Source organism: Kitasatospora sp. NPDC056651, from assembly GCF_042792155.1.
Classification (GTDB): Bacteria; Actinomycetota; Actinomycetes; order Streptomycetales; family Streptomycetaceae; genus Kitasatospora.
The window spans coordinates 65,706-82,225 of record NZ_JBHTWX010000023.1 but is presented as its reverse complement, the minus strand read 5'-3'; the positions used below and the strand labels follow the sequence as shown (position 1 = coordinate 82,225).

General features: G+C 75.1%; 15 protein-coding genes and 1 pseudogene. 4 read left to right on the top strand and 12 right to left on the bottom strand.

All coding sequences use genetic code 11. The features are described from left to right. Positions 1–41: 41 nt before the first annotated feature. From ACFRAR_RS12450 to ACFRAR_RS12430, 5 genes are all read right to left on the bottom strand, one after another. On the bottom strand, positions 42–710 hold the full coding sequence (locus tag ACFRAR_RS12450; RefSeq protein WP_380697593.1) for a ScbR family autoregulator-binding transcription factor: 669 nt from the start codon (positions 708–710) through the stop codon (positions 42–44). Between the two features lie 99 nt (positions 711–809). Beyond that, a complete protein-coding gene (locus ACFRAR_RS12445; protein WP_380697592.1) occupies positions 810–1,661 on the bottom strand; it encodes a BTAD domain-containing putative transcriptional regulator in 852 nt (283 codons plus the stop codon). Positions 1,662–2,055: 394 nt separating this feature from the next. Then, positions 2,056–2,766: a ScbR family autoregulator-binding transcription factor gene (locus ACFRAR_RS12440; RefSeq protein ID WP_380697591.1), complete on the bottom strand. Its 711-nt coding sequence runs from the start codon at positions 2,764–2,766 to the stop codon at positions 2,056–2,058. Positions 2,767–3,036: 270 nt separating this feature from the next. Further along, positions 3,037–7,233 (bottom strand): AAA domain-containing protein, encoded by a 4,197-nt coding sequence (locus tag ACFRAR_RS12435; RefSeq protein ID WP_380697589.1) that lies wholly within the window; start codon positions 7,231–7,233, stop codon positions 3,037–3,039. A gap of 203 nt (positions 7,234–7,436) precedes the next feature. Further along, complete coding sequence (locus ACFRAR_RS12430) at positions 7,437–8,456, bottom strand: alkylmercury lyase family protein (protein ID WP_380697588.1); 1,020 nt, start codon at positions 8,454–8,456, stop codon at positions 7,437–7,439. Between the two features lie 88 nt (positions 8,457–8,544). Between ACFRAR_RS12430 and ACFRAR_RS12425 the strand changes: the two genes are divergently transcribed. Together ACFRAR_RS12425 and ACFRAR_RS12420 are read left to right on the top strand one after the other, a co-directional pair. Next, on the top strand, positions 8,545–8,949 hold the full coding sequence (locus ACFRAR_RS12425; protein WP_380697586.1) for a heavy metal-responsive transcriptional regulator: 405 nt from the start codon (positions 8,545–8,547) through the stop codon (positions 8,947–8,949). A 144-nt stretch (positions 8,950–9,093) separates the two neighbouring features. Further along, positions 9,094–9,726, top strand: a complete 633-nt coding sequence (locus ACFRAR_RS12420) for a hypothetical protein (protein WP_380697585.1) — start codon at positions 9,094–9,096, stop codon at positions 9,724–9,726. On the opposite strand, the gene ACFRAR_RS12415 is transcribed toward ACFRAR_RS12420, so the two are convergent. The 4 genes from ACFRAR_RS12415 to ACFRAR_RS12400 all read right to left on the bottom strand — a co-directional run bounded on the left by ACFRAR_RS12415 (position 9,727) and on the right by ACFRAR_RS12400 (position 12,704). Further along, on the bottom strand, positions 9,727–9,909 hold the full coding sequence (locus ACFRAR_RS12415; protein WP_380697583.1) for a hypothetical protein: 183 nt from the start codon (positions 9,907–9,909) through the stop codon (positions 9,727–9,729). 193 nt (positions 9,910–10,102) lie between these two features. Beyond that, complete coding sequence (locus ACFRAR_RS12410) at positions 10,103–11,398, bottom strand: nucleotidyl transferase AbiEii/AbiGii toxin family protein (protein ID WP_380697581.1); 1,296 nt, start codon at positions 11,396–11,398, stop codon at positions 10,103–10,105. Next, positions 11,395–12,156: a hypothetical protein gene (locus tag ACFRAR_RS12405; protein ID WP_380697580.1), complete on the bottom strand. Its 762-nt coding sequence runs from the start codon at positions 12,154–12,156 to the stop codon at positions 11,395–11,397. Before ACFRAR_RS12405 ends, ACFRAR_RS12410 begins: the two co-directional genes overlap by 4 nt. Before the next feature lie 140 nt (positions 12,157–12,296). Beyond that, positions 12,297–12,704 (bottom strand): RidA family protein, encoded by a 408-nt coding sequence (locus ACFRAR_RS12400; RefSeq protein ID WP_380697578.1) that lies wholly within the window; start codon positions 12,702–12,704, stop codon positions 12,297–12,299. A 229-nt stretch (positions 12,705–12,933) separates the two neighbouring features. Here ACFRAR_RS12400 and ACFRAR_RS12395 point away from each other — a divergent pair, with 229 nt between their 5' ends. Then, entirely contained in the window at positions 12,934–13,560 is a 627-nt protein-coding gene (locus ACFRAR_RS12395; protein WP_380697577.1) for a C40 family peptidase, read from the top strand. Between the two features lie 16 nt (positions 13,561–13,576). Next, positions 13,577–13,675 (top strand): annotated as a pseudogene (locus ACFRAR_RS12390) (glyoxalase/bleomycin resistance/extradiol dioxygenase family protein); the annotation flags it as partial. Between the two features lie 56 nt (positions 13,676–13,731). On the opposite strand, the gene ACFRAR_RS12385 reads toward ACFRAR_RS12390, so the two are convergent. The 3 genes from ACFRAR_RS12385 to ACFRAR_RS12375 all read right to left on the bottom strand — a co-directional run bounded on the left by ACFRAR_RS12385 (position 13,732) and on the right by ACFRAR_RS12375 (position 16,440). Beyond that, on the bottom strand, positions 13,732–14,019 hold the full coding sequence (locus ACFRAR_RS12385) for a hypothetical protein (RefSeq protein ID WP_380697575.1): 288 nt from the start codon (positions 14,017–14,019) through the stop codon (positions 13,732–13,734). Positions 14,020–14,166: 147 nt separating this feature from the next. Then, the gene (gene thrS / locus ACFRAR_RS12380) at positions 14,167–15,489 is read right to left on the bottom strand and encodes a threonine--tRNA ligase (RefSeq protein ID WP_380697573.1); all 1,323 of its coding nucleotides are present in this window, start codon (positions 15,487–15,489) and stop codon (positions 14,167–14,169) included. A gap of 210 nt (positions 15,490–15,699) precedes the next feature. Then, complete coding sequence (locus tag ACFRAR_RS12375; protein ID WP_380697571.1) at positions 15,700–16,440, bottom strand: leucine-rich repeat domain-containing protein; 741 nt, start codon at positions 16,438–16,440, stop codon at positions 15,700–15,702. Positions 16,441–16,520: the final 80 nt, after the last annotated feature.

Sequence of the window (16,520 nt, the reverse complement as noted above, 5' to 3'; positions counted from 1 at the left end):
TTCGGGCACCGGGGGCGGTCCGCTGTCCGTCGGGCCTGTCACTACGCGGGCTGCGGGGCCAGTGGCCTGGTGCGGTAGCCGCCGGCCGCGCCCGGGGGCACCAGGCAGGGCAACAGCCAGTCCCAGAGGGCGCCGACCCGGCGGGCACGCTCCTCGGCGGGGCAGCCGTCGGCGAAGACGACCTCCAGACCGCAGGCGGCGGTCACCACCAGCGTCTCCGGGCCGAGACCGCCCGACCGCTCCCTCAGCTCTCCCGCACGGCGGGCGCCCGCCAGCAGGTCACGCACCGCCCCGGCCCAGACGCTGTGGAAGCCGCGCATGGCGGCGAAGGGCTGCGGCCCGGGCCCCGCCGATCCGGACCCCGCCTGCCAGCCGGTGTCCTCGCGGCCGAGGCGGAAGGCCGCCCGGATCACCGGGTCCGCCCCGAGCGCGTCGACCAGCCAGTACCCCGCGTCGATCAGCCCCTGGAGCGGCGAGGAGGAGGCGCGCAGGTCCGCGCAGACCAGCCGCAGCAAACGTTCGGCCTGCTCGCACACCGCTCTGGCCAGCTCCTCCTTGGAGGCGAAGTGGAAGTACAGCGCCCCCTTCGTCACCCCGGCGGCTGCGGCGATCTCACCGAGGGTGGCTCCGGCGTAGCCGCGGCGGTCGAACAGTGCCGCCCCCGCTTCCACCAGCCGCCCGCGCGTCCGCTCCGACCTCTCCTGGACCACCTGTCCCACAACCCCTCACGACGCCAAGCACGTTCCGACCAGACCCCGGCCGCCCCGGGACGGGGCTCCGCGGCCTCCGACCGCCGACCGCGGCCGGGTTCATCCGACCCGGCTGAACCGGGCCGCCGCCGCCCCCGGCCCGGCGGCCGCGGCGACGGGCTCGCGTTCCGCGCGATCCGGCCCGGCGAGCAGGATCGAGCGCTGGAGCCGCCGCAGTCCGACCGACGGCTCCATGCCCAACTCCCGCACCAGGGTGTTGCGCAGGCGCTGGTACGCCTCCAGTGCCTCGCCCCGGCGACCGGACCGGTGCAGGGCGATCATGTACTGGCCGTGCAGGCTCTCGTGGGTGCGGTAGCGGTCGACCAGGACGGTGAGTTCGGCGAGCAGCACCCGGTGCCGGCCGAGCCGCAGGTCGGCCTCGATCCGCTGATCCAGCGCACAGAGCCTGGTCTCCTCCAACCGCCTGGCCTCGACGGCGAGTTGTCCGCCGACCGGGACGTCCGCGAAGGCCTGGCCGCGCCACAGCGCGAGCGCCTCACCGAGCAGCCGGGCCGCCGCCGGGTGGTCCTCGGCGTCCATCGCCCGGTAGCCGGTGCCGGCCAGCCGCTCGAACTCCCGCAGGTCCGTCAGCCCGCCGCCGCTGTTGAGCATGTAGCCGCCGGGCGAGGTCACCAGGACGTCCTTGGCGCAGGACATCCCGCTCGCCGCGCCGACGGTGGCGAGCGCACGGTCGATGAGGTCGCGCAGCTGGAGCACGTACGTCTGCACGGTGGTGCGCGCGCTCCGCGGCGGGCGACCGGACCACAGCTCGTCGGCCAGCACTCCGGCCGCCACCACCTGGTCCGCCCGCAACGCCAGCAGTCCCAGCACCTGCCGCGGCTTCGGCGCCGACGGCACCACCGACACTCCGCACACCCGGACGTCCAGCGCCCCGAGCACCCGAATTTCCACGATGACCACCCCTCATCACACGGAACGCCGCAGGCCCCTCCGCCGACGGCCGGCACCCGGGTCGACACCCCTGGGTCAACTGGTCATAGTCAAAAACAGGACGTGCGGTTTGTCAATACAAAACCGAACGTGCTGTTTGTTTTGCTGGGGGGCGTCATCGCCTGCCGCGCGGACGGAGACGACGCCGCCGACCGCCGCGACCGTTCCCCTCCGGCCCTCCGCGACGGGCCGGACCAGGCCTGACCGGACCGGAGCAGGGCACGCAAAAGGCGGCGCCGGACCCCCGTGGTCCCGCCGCCGCCAGTTCGTCTGTTCGGTTCGCCTGCCCGTTCCGCCCGGTTCGCCGCCCGGAACCGTCCGGGTTCCCGCAGGCGGGGAGGCCGATGAGCCGCCGTCAGCCGACGCCGGCCGCCGCCTGCGCCTCGGCGCGCACGGCCGCCTCCGCTTCGCCGGCCTCCTCGGCTTCGCGGGCCGCCGCGGCCTCCGCGACCACCTGGGCACCGCGGTTCGGCCCCATCTGCAACGAGCCGAGCACGCCCGGCACCGCGATGCTCGGCATCAGGTGCTGGTACAGCCCGGACACCCGCAGCTCCAGATCCGCCCGGCCGCACAGCTTCTGGGACTGGATCTGCACCCCCGTCCACGCGGCGACGAGCAGCCACGCGGTGTCCGCCGGCACGACGTGCGGGAGCAGTTCGCCGCGCTCGGCGGCCGCGGCCAGCAGTGCCTCGAACCGGTTGATCCAACCGGGGATGGCGCCGCCGCCGAGATCGTCGAAGACGTCCTGGCCGAGCGAGAGCCGGGCACCCGCGCTGAGCAGCGGGTCACGCGGCATCAGGTGCGCCACCACCATTCCGGTGTCCACGAACTCCTGGAGCTTGCAGCTCCGTTCGGGAACTCCGTCCTGGACGAACTGCTCCTCCACCACGCCCTGCGCCAGATCGCGCTTGGAGGCGAAATGGAAATACACCGCACCACGCGTCACTCCGGCTCGGGAGACCACCTCGCCGATGGTCGCTCCCTCGTACCCGAACTCGTCGAAGACCGAGGCCGCCGCCTCCAGGATCAGCCGACGTGTCCGGAGCGCCCGTTCCTGCCGTACCACCGAAACCACCCCGCCGCGAGTTCCCGGAAAACAAAACCAAACACCCCGTATCTTAGCTTCGCCTCACCCACGACCGACAAGACGAAGACGGTGAATCCCCCCAACCCGCCTTCGCCAGCGGCCCGGTGGTGGCGCCACACCCCGGCAGCCACGGTGGACCCCTCCCGAGCGGGTGGTCGGTTCGTCGGCACCAAAAACCGAACGAACGGTTTCTTCCGCGTATGGGCTTCCCTATCCACCGACGGCCGGGTGCGGCCGGCCTTCCGCGGGTCAGCCGCCGGAGGAGCCGGCGGGATCGCGGCCGGGGTCGTCGAGGGGCCAGGTGTCGCGGTCGCGGACGTGGTCGTAGGCGGGGAGTTCGGCGGCCAGGACGTCGAAGTGGAGCAGCGGCGCCCACAGGGCGCGGTCGCCGACCACGTAGAGGCGGCGCTTGGCCCGGCTGGCGGCCACGTTGAGGAGGTGTGGGGTGCCGGCCGCCCAGGCGCGGGCTCCCGGGCGGCCCGCGCCGAGCAGGAGTATCACCACGTCGGCCTCCTTGCCCTGGGCCTTGTGCACGGTGGCGCAGCGTTCGTCGAGGTGTTCGGCGGTCCAGCCGGGCAGCGTGCGACAGGTGTGGCGGGCTTCGGCGACGAGAGCGCGGAACGGGGCGATGATGCGCATCCGTTCCACGCTCACGCCCTGGCGGTCGAGTCGGCGCAGCAGGAAGGTGAGGGCGCGGCGGTCGCGTTCGCCCCAGGGGGCGTCGGCGGGGCGGTCCGGGTCGGGGGTGTCGAGCCAGCGGCTGGGGAACAGACCGTCGTGGTCGGCGTCCGGGAAGGGCTGGGAGTGGGTGCCGTGGACCATGAGGCCGCCGTAGGCGACCTCGTTGCTGACGGTGAACATGGGCTCCTCGCAGCGGCGGTGCACGCGCAGCGGCGAGCCGACCCAGACCGTGTCCTGCTCGGCGCCGGTGGGGGCGGGCAGGTAGGTGCCGTACCGGTTGACCCGGTCGGCGACGGCCTGGGCGGAGGTGGCCGAGGGCAGCCACTCCTCGTCGACGCCGTGGGCGAGCAGCAGTCGGCGCTGGAGCGCGGTGGGCATGGTGACGACGGGTTCGAGCTGGAGCGGGTCTCCGACCAGGACGGCGCGGCGGGCGCGCCACAGTGCGCCGACGGCGGCCTGCGGGGTGGCCTGGCCGGCCTCGTCGACGAGGACCCATCCGATGGAGCCCCGGCCGAGCCGGGCGAACATGCTGCCGATGGAGGAGAAGGTGGTGGAGACGACGGGGACCAGGAGGAAGAGGGTCTGCCAGGCCTGGAGGACCTGTTCGTCGGGGACGGGCCCGGCGGTGCCGGCCATGAGCTCCACCAGGACCTGGAGGTTGCCGCGGACCCGCTGGGCGGTGTTGGCGACGAGGGCGCGGTGCAGGTCGAGGGCGCGCAGGAACAGGTCGCTGCGGGCGGTGCTCCAGGCCTCGTCGGACCAGGGGGCGCCGAGTTCCTGCGCGTGGTCGTCGAGGTCGGACCAGTCCAGCGGCAGCGAGGGCAGGTCGGCCTGGGCCGCGCGCAGGGCGCGGTGGGCGGCGTCGAGTTCGGCGGTGGCGCGCTCCAGGTCGTGCCGGGCGGAGCGGGCCTCGTGCCGGGCCCGCTCGGCGTCCGCGAGGGCGGCGGACCGCTCGGCGCGGGCCGCCTCCTCGTGGCCGCGGGCGCGGGTGGCGGCCGCGGCGGCCTCGGTCGCTGCGGTGACGGACCGGGTGTGCAGGTCGGTGGCGAGGTCCGCGGCCCGCGCGCGGTGGGCGATGTGCTCCTGGACCTCCTCCAGGGCGGTGCGCTGCTCGACGAGCCGGGTGAGGAGTTCGGACCGGGTCTGTTCGCGGTGGTCCTCGGCGGCCTGGCGTTCGGCGCCGCTCCGGAGCAGACGGCGCAGCCCTGAGCGCAGGCCCGGCTGGGCGGCGGCCGAGGGCTCCGCGTGCAGGGCGGTCAGCACCTCGACCTGTCGGCGGTACTCCTCCGCGCGTTCCTGGGCGACGGTCAGGGTGGCCCGGGCGTTGGCGAGGGCCTCGCGGGCCCGGGGGACCTGTTCGGTCGCGGCCCGGTGGGCGTCCTCGGCGGCGCGGGTGGCCGCACGGGCGGTCTCGACGCCCGGGCCGGCCGCGTCGTGGCGGGCCTCGGCGGCGGCCGCGCGCTCGTCGGCGCGGGCGATGGCGCAGCGCAGCGCGTCGAGGCGGGGGTGGACCCGGGCCGAGCGGGTGTCCGCCAGGGCGGCGGCGAGGCGGGTGCGTTCGGCGCGCAGGCGCTCGACCTCGGCCTGGGCGGACCGGAAGGCTGCGACGGCCTCCGGCCAGGAGGGGATCCGTTCGGCGGGGCCGGCCGGGGCCTGGACTTCGGTGGCCGGGGCCTGGGCCTGGGCTTCGGTAGCCGGGGCCTGGGCCTGGGCCTGGGCCGGGGCCTGGGCCGGGGCCGCGCGTCGGTCGCGCGAGGCGGTGGCCGGCCTGGGCACGCGGGGCGGTATCCAGTCGCCGAGGACGGCGTTCATCCCGCGCAGCGGCGGGAGTCCGTCGGCCTCGCGGGCGGCGGTCTCGTCCTCGGGCAGGCGGCCCCACCAGAACCGCTCGGTGAACTTCGTCCGGTTGCCCTTGTTGCCGAGCACGGCGGCGACCAGTCCCCAGGCGGGCGCGCCGCCGAGGAGTGTGGAGGCGAGGTCGGAGAAGTGGTCCGGGCCGTCGTGCCAGTGCTCGTCCAGGGCGTCGGCGCCGGGCAGTTCGGCGGTGATGTTCTCCACCGCGCCGTTGTTGGAGGAGGTCACCACGATCTCGCGGCCGGTGAGCTTCGGGTCGAGGGCCGCGACGAAGCGCGCGTGGACGCCCTGGCGGTCCTTGCCGCGCCAGGCGCGGCCGACGAATGCCTCGTCCGGCCGCCGGTAGCCGGCCAGCACGGCGGCGCGCTCGACCACGAGGGCGGCGACCAGGTCGCGCAGCATGGTGGTCTTCCCGGTGCCGGGCGGGCCGTTGACGGAGAACAGGCCGCCCGGGTCGGTGTCGGCGGTGCCGGTCGCGGCCTCGGCCGCGGTGCGGTCGGCGAGCATCCGGTCGGCGAGCATGCGGTCGGCGGGCATGCGGTCGGCGGGCATGCGGTCGGCGAGCATCCGGTTGACGGCGAACTGCTGGCTGAGCGCGAGCGGGTACCGCGCCTTGGCGGGCCAGCGACCGGCGGGGACGAGGACCGGGTCGACGCCTTCGAGGACGGTGCGGCGGTCCTCTCGCACATCGGTGCGGGCACCGGCCGAGATGTCCCGGCGGTCGGTCAGGTAGGCCTCCAGGGCGGGGCCGAGGCCCCCTCCCCTGCCGTTCTCCAGCGCGGCCCGGACCCGGGCGAGGTCCGGCGGCAGCAGGCTGTTGAGGAACGGCTGGGCGGCGGCGGGCTGGGCGTTCCGGCCGCGCGGACGGTGGACCAGTCGGCTCCGCACCCGGATCACGCGCGGGTCGAGGTGCTCCTCGACGCCGCAGAGGTGCGCGATCTGGGCCGTCAGGGCGACGAGGTCGGCGAGCGTGACCGGGCGCGGGCCGCCCTCGTCCTGCGGCTGCTCGGCGGCTGCGGGCGCTTCGGCGGCCGCTTCCGGCGCCGCGGGCGCGGCCCCCGGCTCTGCGGCGGCGCTCCGATCGACGGTGGAAGCCCGGTCCGCGGCGGCGCCCTGGCCCGGACGGCGGGCCGCCGCCCAGTCGGCGACCCGCCGCACCAGCGGCTCCGTCGCCCCCTGCACGGCGGCACCGGCGACCTCGCCGAACAACGCCCCGACCGCGGCCACCGCCGCGCCGCCCAGGATCTCCGCCAGCAACTGCTGCCAGCCGCCGGAGGCCACCGCGTCCGGTCCGGGCACCTCGGCCCCGGACCCGGACCCGGACTCGGACCCGGGGCGCAGCGGGCTCGGCACGGCGCCGGGCCCCGGCGCGTACGGGATCGGCGTGGCGGTCAGCCGCCCCACCGCCACCTCGAAGGCCTCGCCCAACTCCTCGAAGCCGTCCAGCCACCCGGGCGCCGACGGCCCCGGGTCGAAGAGCCGGCCCGTCGCCCAGGCGCACGCGGAGACCACCGACGTGTCCTCCACCGGCCGCCCGTGCTCGTCCAGCACCAGCGCGAACACCGCGCTCCCGCCCGACAGCACCAGCTCCTCGTCCGGCACGCCCGGGTCCGGGTCGGTGCCCGCGGGCAGGACGGCGATCATCGCCCGGCGCAGCAGCTCCAGTTCAAAAACCCCGCCGTACACCTCGTGCCGCCACACCATCCCCTGCGGTGCCCGCCGAGCCGCCGTTTCCGGATGGTCCGGCGACCACGGCAGCAGCGGTGCGGCCTGGCCCGCGGCCGGCGTCACGTCGACGACGACCGGGTCCGACGCCCGGGGCCGCCCGGCGCGGCGCTTGCGCGGCACCTCGGGGATCGACGGCGGGCCGAACAGCTCGATCGCCCGCCAGCACTCCAGCAGATCCCCCACCCGCCGGCCTTGCCCGTCCCCGCTGCGCACCCGTTGCCCCCTGCGTCGAACCCGCGGCAGCCAGCCGCTTCGTGTGCCGATCAACCGGGCGCAGAATCTACCGGACGGGCGGGTGCGCCGAGTGCCGGGGTCGGGTCCGGCGGCGGGGTGGCGCCCTTCGGCCGGGCGCGGGTCCGGGCCGGGTCTGGCCTGGCCTGGCCTGGTCAGGGCGCGAGCAGGGGGCCGAAGACCTGCCGGCCGAGCTGCTCGGCGTCGGTGCGGTCGAGGGTGCGGCCGGGGACCTCAGGGTGGCCGCTCGCCCAGGCCTCGGCGTTCGCGGCGTCGGTGAAGAAGTTCAGCGCGTCGCAGCAGACGGTGGCCGCGGGGCCGCCGCCGGGGCGCTCACCGAGGAAGACCACCGCGCTCGCCGGTTCCCAGTGCAGGCTGCCGCCGGTCGCGGTGACGGTGACGGGGGCGCCGCTCACCGGGTCGGTGGAGGAGATCACCGCGTCCCGGCGGAGCATGGCCGGGATGCCCAGGGCGTCGACGGCGCACATCGACCACACCTCCACCCCGTCGTCCAGGCGCACCCGGTGTCGGGTGGGCACGGCGGAGAAGGGGTAGGCGGCCCGGATGTCGCCGGCCTCGTCCAGGGTGAGGAAGTCCCCGTCGGCCAGTTCGGCGAGCACCTCGGCGGCGCTGCGCCCGGCCGTGGCCGCCACGGGCTGGACCAGCCGCGCGTCGGGGGCGGACCCGGTGGCGGCGAAGTGGCGCAGGATGTGCTGGTGCACCGCGCGCAGGCCGCCTTCGGCGGGGGCGCGGCGCCCTCGACCGCCCCGGCCCACGGCGTCCGGGGCGGCTGGGACGGCTGTGGTGTCCGGGACGGCTGGGGCGTCCGGGCGCGGGGCGCAGCAGTCCGATGTCCCGGCGCTGTGCGGCGCCGTGGCGTTCCCGGTGAGGGCCCGGCGCAGGGCCGCCTCCGCCGGCACGCCGGACACGGCGCCGTCCGGGCCGCGGTAGAGGCGGCAGGACAGGCTCGGCACCGCTCCGGGCGGTGCGAACGGGTCGAGGCCGTCGACCAGGATCGTCGGCGAGCCGTACATGCCCAGCCGGACGGCGTCGGCCTCGTCCGCCACCTCGACCAGCTCCACCTCGGCGTCCCGCCCGTCCAGTACGGCGGCCACCAGTTCCAGCGCGGGCCGCGCGTTCGGGCAGTCCGCCACCGTCAGCACCGTGATCCGCATGCGCCCAGTCCTCCAGACCGTCGTTCGATTCCCGCGGCCGACGGTAGACCTTCCAGTGCACTGGAAGGTCAAGCGGTAGCCTGGTGCCATGCGCATCGGCGACCTCGCCGCCCGCAGCGGGCTGACGACCAGGACCATCCGCTTCTACGAGGACGGCGGACTGCTGCCCGCGCCACCGCGCACCGCGAACGGCTACCGCGACTACCCGGACACCTCCGTGATTCGGCTCGCGTTCGTCCGCGACGCCCAGCACGCCGGGCTCACCCTCGCCGAGATCCGCTCGGTCCTCGCGCTGCGGGACGACGGCCAGGCCCCCTGCGGTCACGTCACCGGTCTCATCCACGAGCACCTCGCCGACATCGAGCGGCGCATGGCCGAACTCGCCGCCACCCGGGACGCGCTGCGCCTCCTCGCGGACCGCGCCGCCGCCACCGATCCGGCCGTCTGCGGCACGGACGACATCTGCACGATCCTCAACCCCGCGAGGCCGTAGCTCCGGGCGGCCACCCCGGCGAGGGTCCGCCGCGGGTTCGCTCGATCGGGGGGCGTGTGCGCACCGGCGCGCCGTGGCCGGGTGCGCGCCGTCTGATCGAGAAAGCACGGTTACCTGCGGTATGTGCACGGCTACGGTTGGCATATGACGCACTCCCGAGTCCGCCGTCTCGTCGTTCGCACGGCCGGGGCCCTGGTGCTCCTGGCCGCCCCCCTCGGGGCGCAGGCCGCCTCCGCGCACAGCCCGGCCGGGGACCGGAGAGCCATCATCACCGCGCTGGGCGAGGGCGACCGCGACGCGCTGCAACAGGCGGTGGACGCCCAACTCGCCGCGAGCAAGGGCGGGAAGCAGACCGCCGCCAACGAGATCAGCTACCCGGACGGGGCGGTGGTGGTGCTCCCACTGCCCGGGCAGACGCAGGCACCGCCGTGGAGCGGCGACCGCACCCGCCGCAGCGTCCGGGGCCCCGACTGGAAGCACTGCCCGGCGCCGGCCACCGAGCCGTCGTACTACTGCTTCTACTCCGAGAAGAGCTGGGGCGGCCGCAGGATCCAGTTCAACCTGTTCCACGAGGAGGCGGCCGTCTACTTCGCCGACTACGGGTTCCGCGACCAGACCAGCAGCTGGGTGAACACCGCCCGCGGCCTGGAGGTGATCGTGGACAACGATCCGGGCGACGGCCAGTGGCAGATGCTCTGGAAGGAGCCTCCGGAGTCGCTGTCCGGGTCGGTCGGCCACGACGACATGGCCGACCGGTTCTGGGCGGTCCGGCAGTAGCTACCGGCCCCTGCCCGCGGCCGGCGGCGAGGCGCTGCCGGTGGCGACCGGCTCCGGCGTGACCATGATGTAGGTCGGCGCCGGAGCGGTCTCCCGGGAGTCCGCCGCGTACCACCCGGCCCCGAACGCGACGATGCCGAGCAGAAGGCCGCCGAGGATCAGGGTGACGATGTGCTGTTTCATGGGCCCAGGGTAGGCGCAAGGCGGCCAACTGCCTTGCAGCCACGGCCCGATGAGCACACCGAGCGTCAAGCCACGTTGACGGGGCGACCGTTGGACGTTCGGCCGGTGGGCCGTTCGGCTCGGCCTGGGCCTGGGCCTGGGCCGGGTGCCCGGCATCCTGCGGGGCGCGTCCCGCGCGGCCCCGGCACCACGGTCAGTCGTCGGCGCCGCCCGCCGGGTGGTCGCCTTCGAGCTCGGCGGCGTAGCGGGCGGCGGCTTCCGCGAGCCTGCGGGTCAGCCGCTCGGGCTCGCCGTCGAGGTGGGCGGCGACGGCACGGCGGGCGTCTTCGAGGCTGGCGCCGAGCAGTTCACGGGTGACGACCAGGGTGTTCTCCGGGAGCATGTGGCGCCGGTCCATCCACCGCCGGACCTCGGCCATGCCGTCGAGCTCCAGCACCTTCCGCAGGTCCTCGATGAGCGGGGCCAGCCACTGGGCGCGCAGGGCGTACTCGCCGCGGCCGGCGAAGGTCGGACGCAGGCGGGCGTCCAGCTGGGCCGGGTACTCCTCGACGGGTTCGGCGAACTGCGGGTAGTCCTTGGCGAACTCGTCCCAGTCGACGTAGATGTCGGTGATCTGCGCCGGGAGGACCGGCCGACGGGACCAGCTCTCCTCCGACTGGGTGACGACCTGCCGCAGCAGGTCGTAGGGGAGCTCGGCGGACTGCGCGAGCAGGACGGCGTCGTAGAGGTCCTTGCCCTGCGGGTGGTCGTCCGAGATCAGCCAGAGGACCTTCCAGGCGAGGGACAGCTGCGGGGTGGCCGCGAGCAGCGGACCGGCGACGCCCGGAAGTCGGAATGACTCGGGCGGGACGGGCAGGTGCTCGGTGAAGACGAAGTCCAGCTGGACGGTCCCACCGGGGACACCCGGTGCCGACCACGGCAGGACGAGCCTGCGCCCGGGTATCCGGCTGTACGTCCAGATCTCGTCGCTGAGCGCCTGGTCCGCGTGCAGCCGCACCCGGCCCGAGAGCCGCTCGGCGCCGACGGCGAGCTCCTGGAGCATGCGGTCCGTACGGGCGTCCTCCAGCTGCCAGTCCACCGGGCGGACCACGAAGTCCAGGTCCCCCGGCTCCCGCGCCTGCTCGCCGTACCAGGCCCGGAGCAGAACGCTGCCGCGCAGCACCAGGTGCTCGGCCCACGGCGAGACGGCGACGGCGGACAGGGCGGTGTTCAGCGCCTCGCGCCGTGCGGCGAGCCAGCGTTCGGCGAGCCCCGGGTCGGTGAAGGCCGGCTCGCTGGGGCGCAGCGCCCGGCTGTACTCGGCGAGGGCGGGGTCGAAGACCGGCTGCTGGCTGACCGCCTCGTCGTCGATCGGCCGCAGGCTCCTGGGCAGGCCCTGCTCCTCGCGCACCTCCTCCGACGGCGGCTGCCTGGGCAGCACGACGCCCTCCCACGGCCCCCACTGCAGCTCCTCCCACGTCACCGGCGACTGGGACTGGTCCTTGGTCATCTCTGGTTTCCCTCTCCGTTCGGCTGGGCCCCGCGCCCGCGTCCGTGTTCGTGCTCGGTGATCCAGCCCGCGTCCAGCGCCTCGTCGCTGTCCACGACGACGAACTCGCGCTCCACCGACACCACCTCGTGCCCGTCGGCGGCGAGCTCCCCCAGCAGCGCCTCCAGGCGGCGGCCCGCGGTGTCCAGGCCGACCAGGCGGCACCGCTGGGTCACGAACCACTCACGCCGGCCGTCCTCGCGCACCCGGCGCGGATTGCGCGACAGGTGCGCACCGTGCCGGACGGCAAGCGCGGTGAGCGCGGCGAGGCGGACGGGGGCCGCGGGCGCGGCGGTCCTCGCTGCGGAACCCCCGGCCGGGAGCAGCAGCTTGACGTGGTGTTCGAAGTACCGGCCGCTCCCGTGCGGCACGGCGTCCTCGTCCGAGACCGGGACGCCCTCCGCCCAGGGCGCGGCCTCGATCTTCGCCCGCAGGACGGCGAATCCGGCCCGGGCCAGCCGCTCCGCCGTCCGGGAGGTGATGTCGGCGACCTCCTCCAGCGTGCCGCCGACCCGCAGGGTCAGCATCGGCTGTGAGGGCACCGCACCGCGCGCCAGCAGGATCTGGGTGAACTTCAGGCCCTCGCCCTCGCCCTCGGCCCAGGCTGCCAGCGCCTCGGCGGCACCGGCCGCCACCGTCAGGTGCACCTCGAAGTCGCCCCGGACGTCGGGCGGAACGAGCCGGTCGTCACGGCTCTGGTCAGGACAGGTGTCGAGCATGGGGACCATCCTGCCAAGACCCTCTGACAACGCCGGAACTGCGCCCGGACCGTTCCGGCCGACCCGGGAAGATCGGGACGCTGGGACGCCGGACGCCGGACGCCGGACGCCGGGCGGCAGGACCTCAGGCGGGCAGGACCTCAGGCGGGCAGGACGGCCACGGCCTCCACCTCCACCAACTGGTCCTCGTACCCGAGCACCGTGACGCCGAGCAGGGTGCTGGGGGCGTCGTGCTCCCCCATGTACGCCCGGTAGACGCTCCACACCCTTCCCAGGTCCGCCTGGCGGCCGGAGGCCACGTAGACCGTGGTCCGGGCGATGTCGGTGAGCGCCGCGCCGGCGTCCTCCAGCACGGCTGTCAGGTTGCGCATCACCTGGTGGGCCTGGCCCTCGTAGTCGCCGACCGCGACCGTACGGCCCTGATCGTCGAGCGGGCAGGCGCCGGCCAGCCAGAGCGAGCGGACCGAGGCGTCCACCTCCGCCGCGTAGGCGTAGTCGACCGCCTTGGTCAGCCGCGTGTCACGGATCAGCCTGACGGCGCTGCTCATGAAGCCCTCCGATGGCCCCGACCGAACGTTCGCGCCCATCGTTGGCGCTTTCCGAATGACCGTCAAACCATTTACCGGCGAACTCCGTTCCGCTACGGGGTCCGGGCGTCCGCGATTCACCGTTGTGGGTGATGGCGGCCCGGCCCGCCCCGACGGAATCCTGGGACGTACGCCCGACCGCCCCCGCACACCGACCCGCCCCTCGCCACCTCGACCGGGAGACACCGCCATGGAGCCCCAACCGTCCGGCCGCGACCAGGCCTCCGGAGTCCACCGTCGCCGAATGCTCGGCCTCGCCCTCGGGGCGGGCCTCGTCCCCGCACTCGGCCCGGCCGCCCAGGCGGCGTCCGAGACGGCGCCCGAGACACCCCGGTCGCTGCCCGTCGCCGCACTCGGCCGCCGGGTCGCCGAGGTGGCCGCGAGCCAGCTCGGCATCCCGTACGCCTGGGGCGGCGGCGACCGGCTGGGCGCCGGGCTGGGCTTCTGCGACGACCAGAACGGCTGGCTGAACGGCGTCTGCCTGGGCGAGAAGACGGTCGGCTACGACTGCAGCGGCCTGTCGCTCTACTGCTGGTACCGGGCCAGCCACGGCACCGTCGAACTGGGGCACTACACCGGCGCGCAGTTCAACCTGAGCGCCCCGGTGGCCCGCGACGCGGTCGCCCCCGGCGACCTGTTGTTCTTCTCCCGCCCCGACGCGCCGCTCCACCACGTCGGGATCTACGTCGGCGACGGCGCGATGATCCACGCCGAGCGCACCGGCACGCTGGTCGCCCGGGTCGAGAACGCGCTCGACGTCCCGCGCTGGGCGGCCGAGTTCGCCGGTGCCCGCCGCCCGGGGCCCGGGGCCGGCTGACCGCCGAGGCCCGCCGGCCGCCCCGGCCACCGACCGCCCGCAGTGGGGGCCGAACCTGCGCACCGCCCATCTGCGCGACCCGGACGGCCGTCTGATCGAGCTCCAGTCCTACTGACCGGCCCGCGCCGCACGGCTCCCCTCGTACGGCGCGGCCGGGTGACGGGGCGCCCGCTACTCCATCGACGGCGCGGGGCGGTCGGCCGGCTGCCCGGCGGCGTCGAAACCGCCCTCCGCCCGGGCGAACCCGGTGGTCCGGAAGTCCGACGAACAGGCCCGCCCGAGGGCCGCCGAAGCGGTGTCGGCACCCGGGACGTGCCCGAGCACGGCGGCGCAGTACTGGACGGCGTGGATGGGCAGCGGGCGGAGCCCGGCCGAGCCGGCCGGGGTGGCGGCCACGGCCCCGGCGAGGGCGAGACAGCCGGCCAGGGCGGGAGCGGCGAAGCCGCGGGGGAAGCGCATCGGGGTACCTCCGGTACGGGTGGGGCAGCCGGCCGCAGACTGGGCCGACCGGCCCATTCGACGGGCGGCCGCCACCCCCGGCCCGGCCGACACACCGCGTGGCCCACTAGTCGTACGGACGCCACCGGCGCGCCGGCCGACGGCCCCTCAGCCCTCGGCGTCCCGCGCCCACAGCCGCGCGTCGCACGCCGCCACCAGCGCCCCGATCCGCGCCCACGCCTCCTCGGCCGGCAGCGGCGGCAGCCGGCGGCCGTCCCGCAGCCGCAGCGCCACCAGGTCGTCCACGGCCTCCCTGGCCCCGATCACCGCCTGGTACGGCGCCAGCCGGGCCGCGCGGATCCGGGCACCGAGGGTGCCGTGCTCGGGCCCGGCGACCTCGGCGCGCAACCCGAGGTCGAGGCAGCGCTGCCGCAGCCGCTCAGCCTGCGGCAGCTCGGCCTCGGAGACGGGCAGCAGCACCACCTGGACGGGCGCGAGCCAGGCCGGGAACGCGCCGCCGTAGAGCTCGATCAGGTGGGCGACCACCCGCTCGACGCTGCCGATCACGCTGCGGTGCACCATCGCCGGGCGGTGCTTGGCGCCGTCCGGGCCGATGTAGTGCAGGTCGAACCGCTCGGGCTGGTGGAAGTCGATCTGGACGGTGGAGAGGGTGAACTCGCGCCCGGCCCCGTCGGCGATCTGCACGTCGATCTTGGGCCCGTAGAACGCGGCCTCGCCCTCCGCCGCCTCGAACGGCACCCCGGAGCGTTCCAGCACCTCGGTGAGCAGGGCGACGGCGCGCTCCCAGAGTGCCGGGTCCGCCACGTACTTGCCGCCCGCCCCGGGCAGCGAGAGCCGGTAGCGGACGGGCACCACGCCGAGCGCCCGGTGCGCCTCGCGGATCAGCTCCAGTGCGGCGACGGCCTCGTCGGCCGCCTGTTCGGGGGTGCAGAAGATGTGCGCGTCGTTCAGCTGGATCGCCCGCACCCTGGTCAGGCCGCCCAGTACCCCGGACGGCTCGGAACGGTACATGCCACCCAACTCGGCCATCCTCAGAGGCAGTTCGCGGTAGCTGTGGGAGCGGGAGCGGTAGATCAGCGCATGGTGGGGGCAGAGGCTGGGGCGCAGCACCATCTCCTCGGAGCCCAGCTCCATGGGTGGGAACATGTCGTCGCGGTAGTGCGCCCAGTGCCCGGAGATCTCGTACAGTTCGCGTTTGCCGAGTACCGGGGAGTAGACGTGCCGGTAGCCGGCCCGGCGCTCGCGGCCGCGGATGAACTCCTCCAGGGAGTGCCGGATCGCGGCGCCGTCGGGCAGCCAGTACGGCAGGCCGGAGCCCATCAGCGGGTCGGTGTCGAACAGGTCGAGTTCACGGCCGAGCTTGCGGTGGTCGCGCGCCGGGTGCGCGGGCTCCGGGCGCGAGGATTCCTGCTGCACGGGCTCCGGGTGCGCGGGCGAGGACTGCACGGGCGAGGGCTGGTGGTCGTGCATGGGGGTGGTCTCCACTCGGGTCGGCGGGCGAGTGGGTCCGGGAACGGCGAAGCCCCGGGGCACTCGCCCCGGGGCTTCGGACTAGGTCAGCAGTCAGCGCGCCGGGACTCTCTCCGGCGTCGTCGTGGCGAGTGCAGCGCGCTTCATGCGTTCCACGGTAGCAGCTTCGCCCTCGCGGCGGTTGATCCTTTCCGGGAGTCCTCGACCGGCTCAGTACAGCGTGACGCACCCGCGCGCGGCCAGTGCCGCCGACAGCGAGGCCGACGGCCGCACCTCGTTCCACCGCAGGTCCAGCTTCTCCAGCGCGGGCAGCACATCCGGTGCGGCCAGCCAGTCGGGCAGTTCGGCGATCCGGTTGCCGCGCAGGTCGAGGCGGCGCAGCAGCGGAAGGCCGGCGATCGCGGCGGGGATCCCGGTGAGGGCGTTCTCCCTCAGTTCCAGCTCGCGCAGCTCGACCAGTCGGCCGACGGAGTCCGGCAGGCCGGTCAACGCGTTGCCGCGCAGCCAGAGTTCGCGCAACGCCCCGAGTTCACCGATCGACTCGGGCAGCGCGGTGAGTCGGTTGTGCTGCGCGCGCAGCTCGACCAGTGCTGACAACCTCCCGATGGTGGAGGGGAGTTCGGTGATCCGGTTCTCGCCGACGTTGAGGTGGCGCAGCGCGGTGAGCTGCCCGAGCGCCTCGGGAAGGGCGGTCAGGGCGTTGTCGTGCAGGTAGAGGAAGTCCCGCAGGCCGGTGAGGCCGAAGAGTTCCCCGGGCAGCCCGGCGAGCCGGTTGTGTCCGAGGTCGAGGGTTCGGAGACCGGTCAACCGTCCGATGCCGGGCGGGAGTTCGCTGATGCCGGTCTCGGCGAGGATGAGCACGGTCAGCGCGGTGTCGTCCCACACCTCGGCCGGTATCTCGGCGAGGGGCCGGCGCCAGAGGTTGAGCGTCACGTCCGTCATCTCCGCCATGTCGGCCCTCACCTCTCCGCCCGCGCGTCCGGCCCGATCCGGAACTCCGCCGGTCGCCGACCGTACCACCGGTCGGCCGG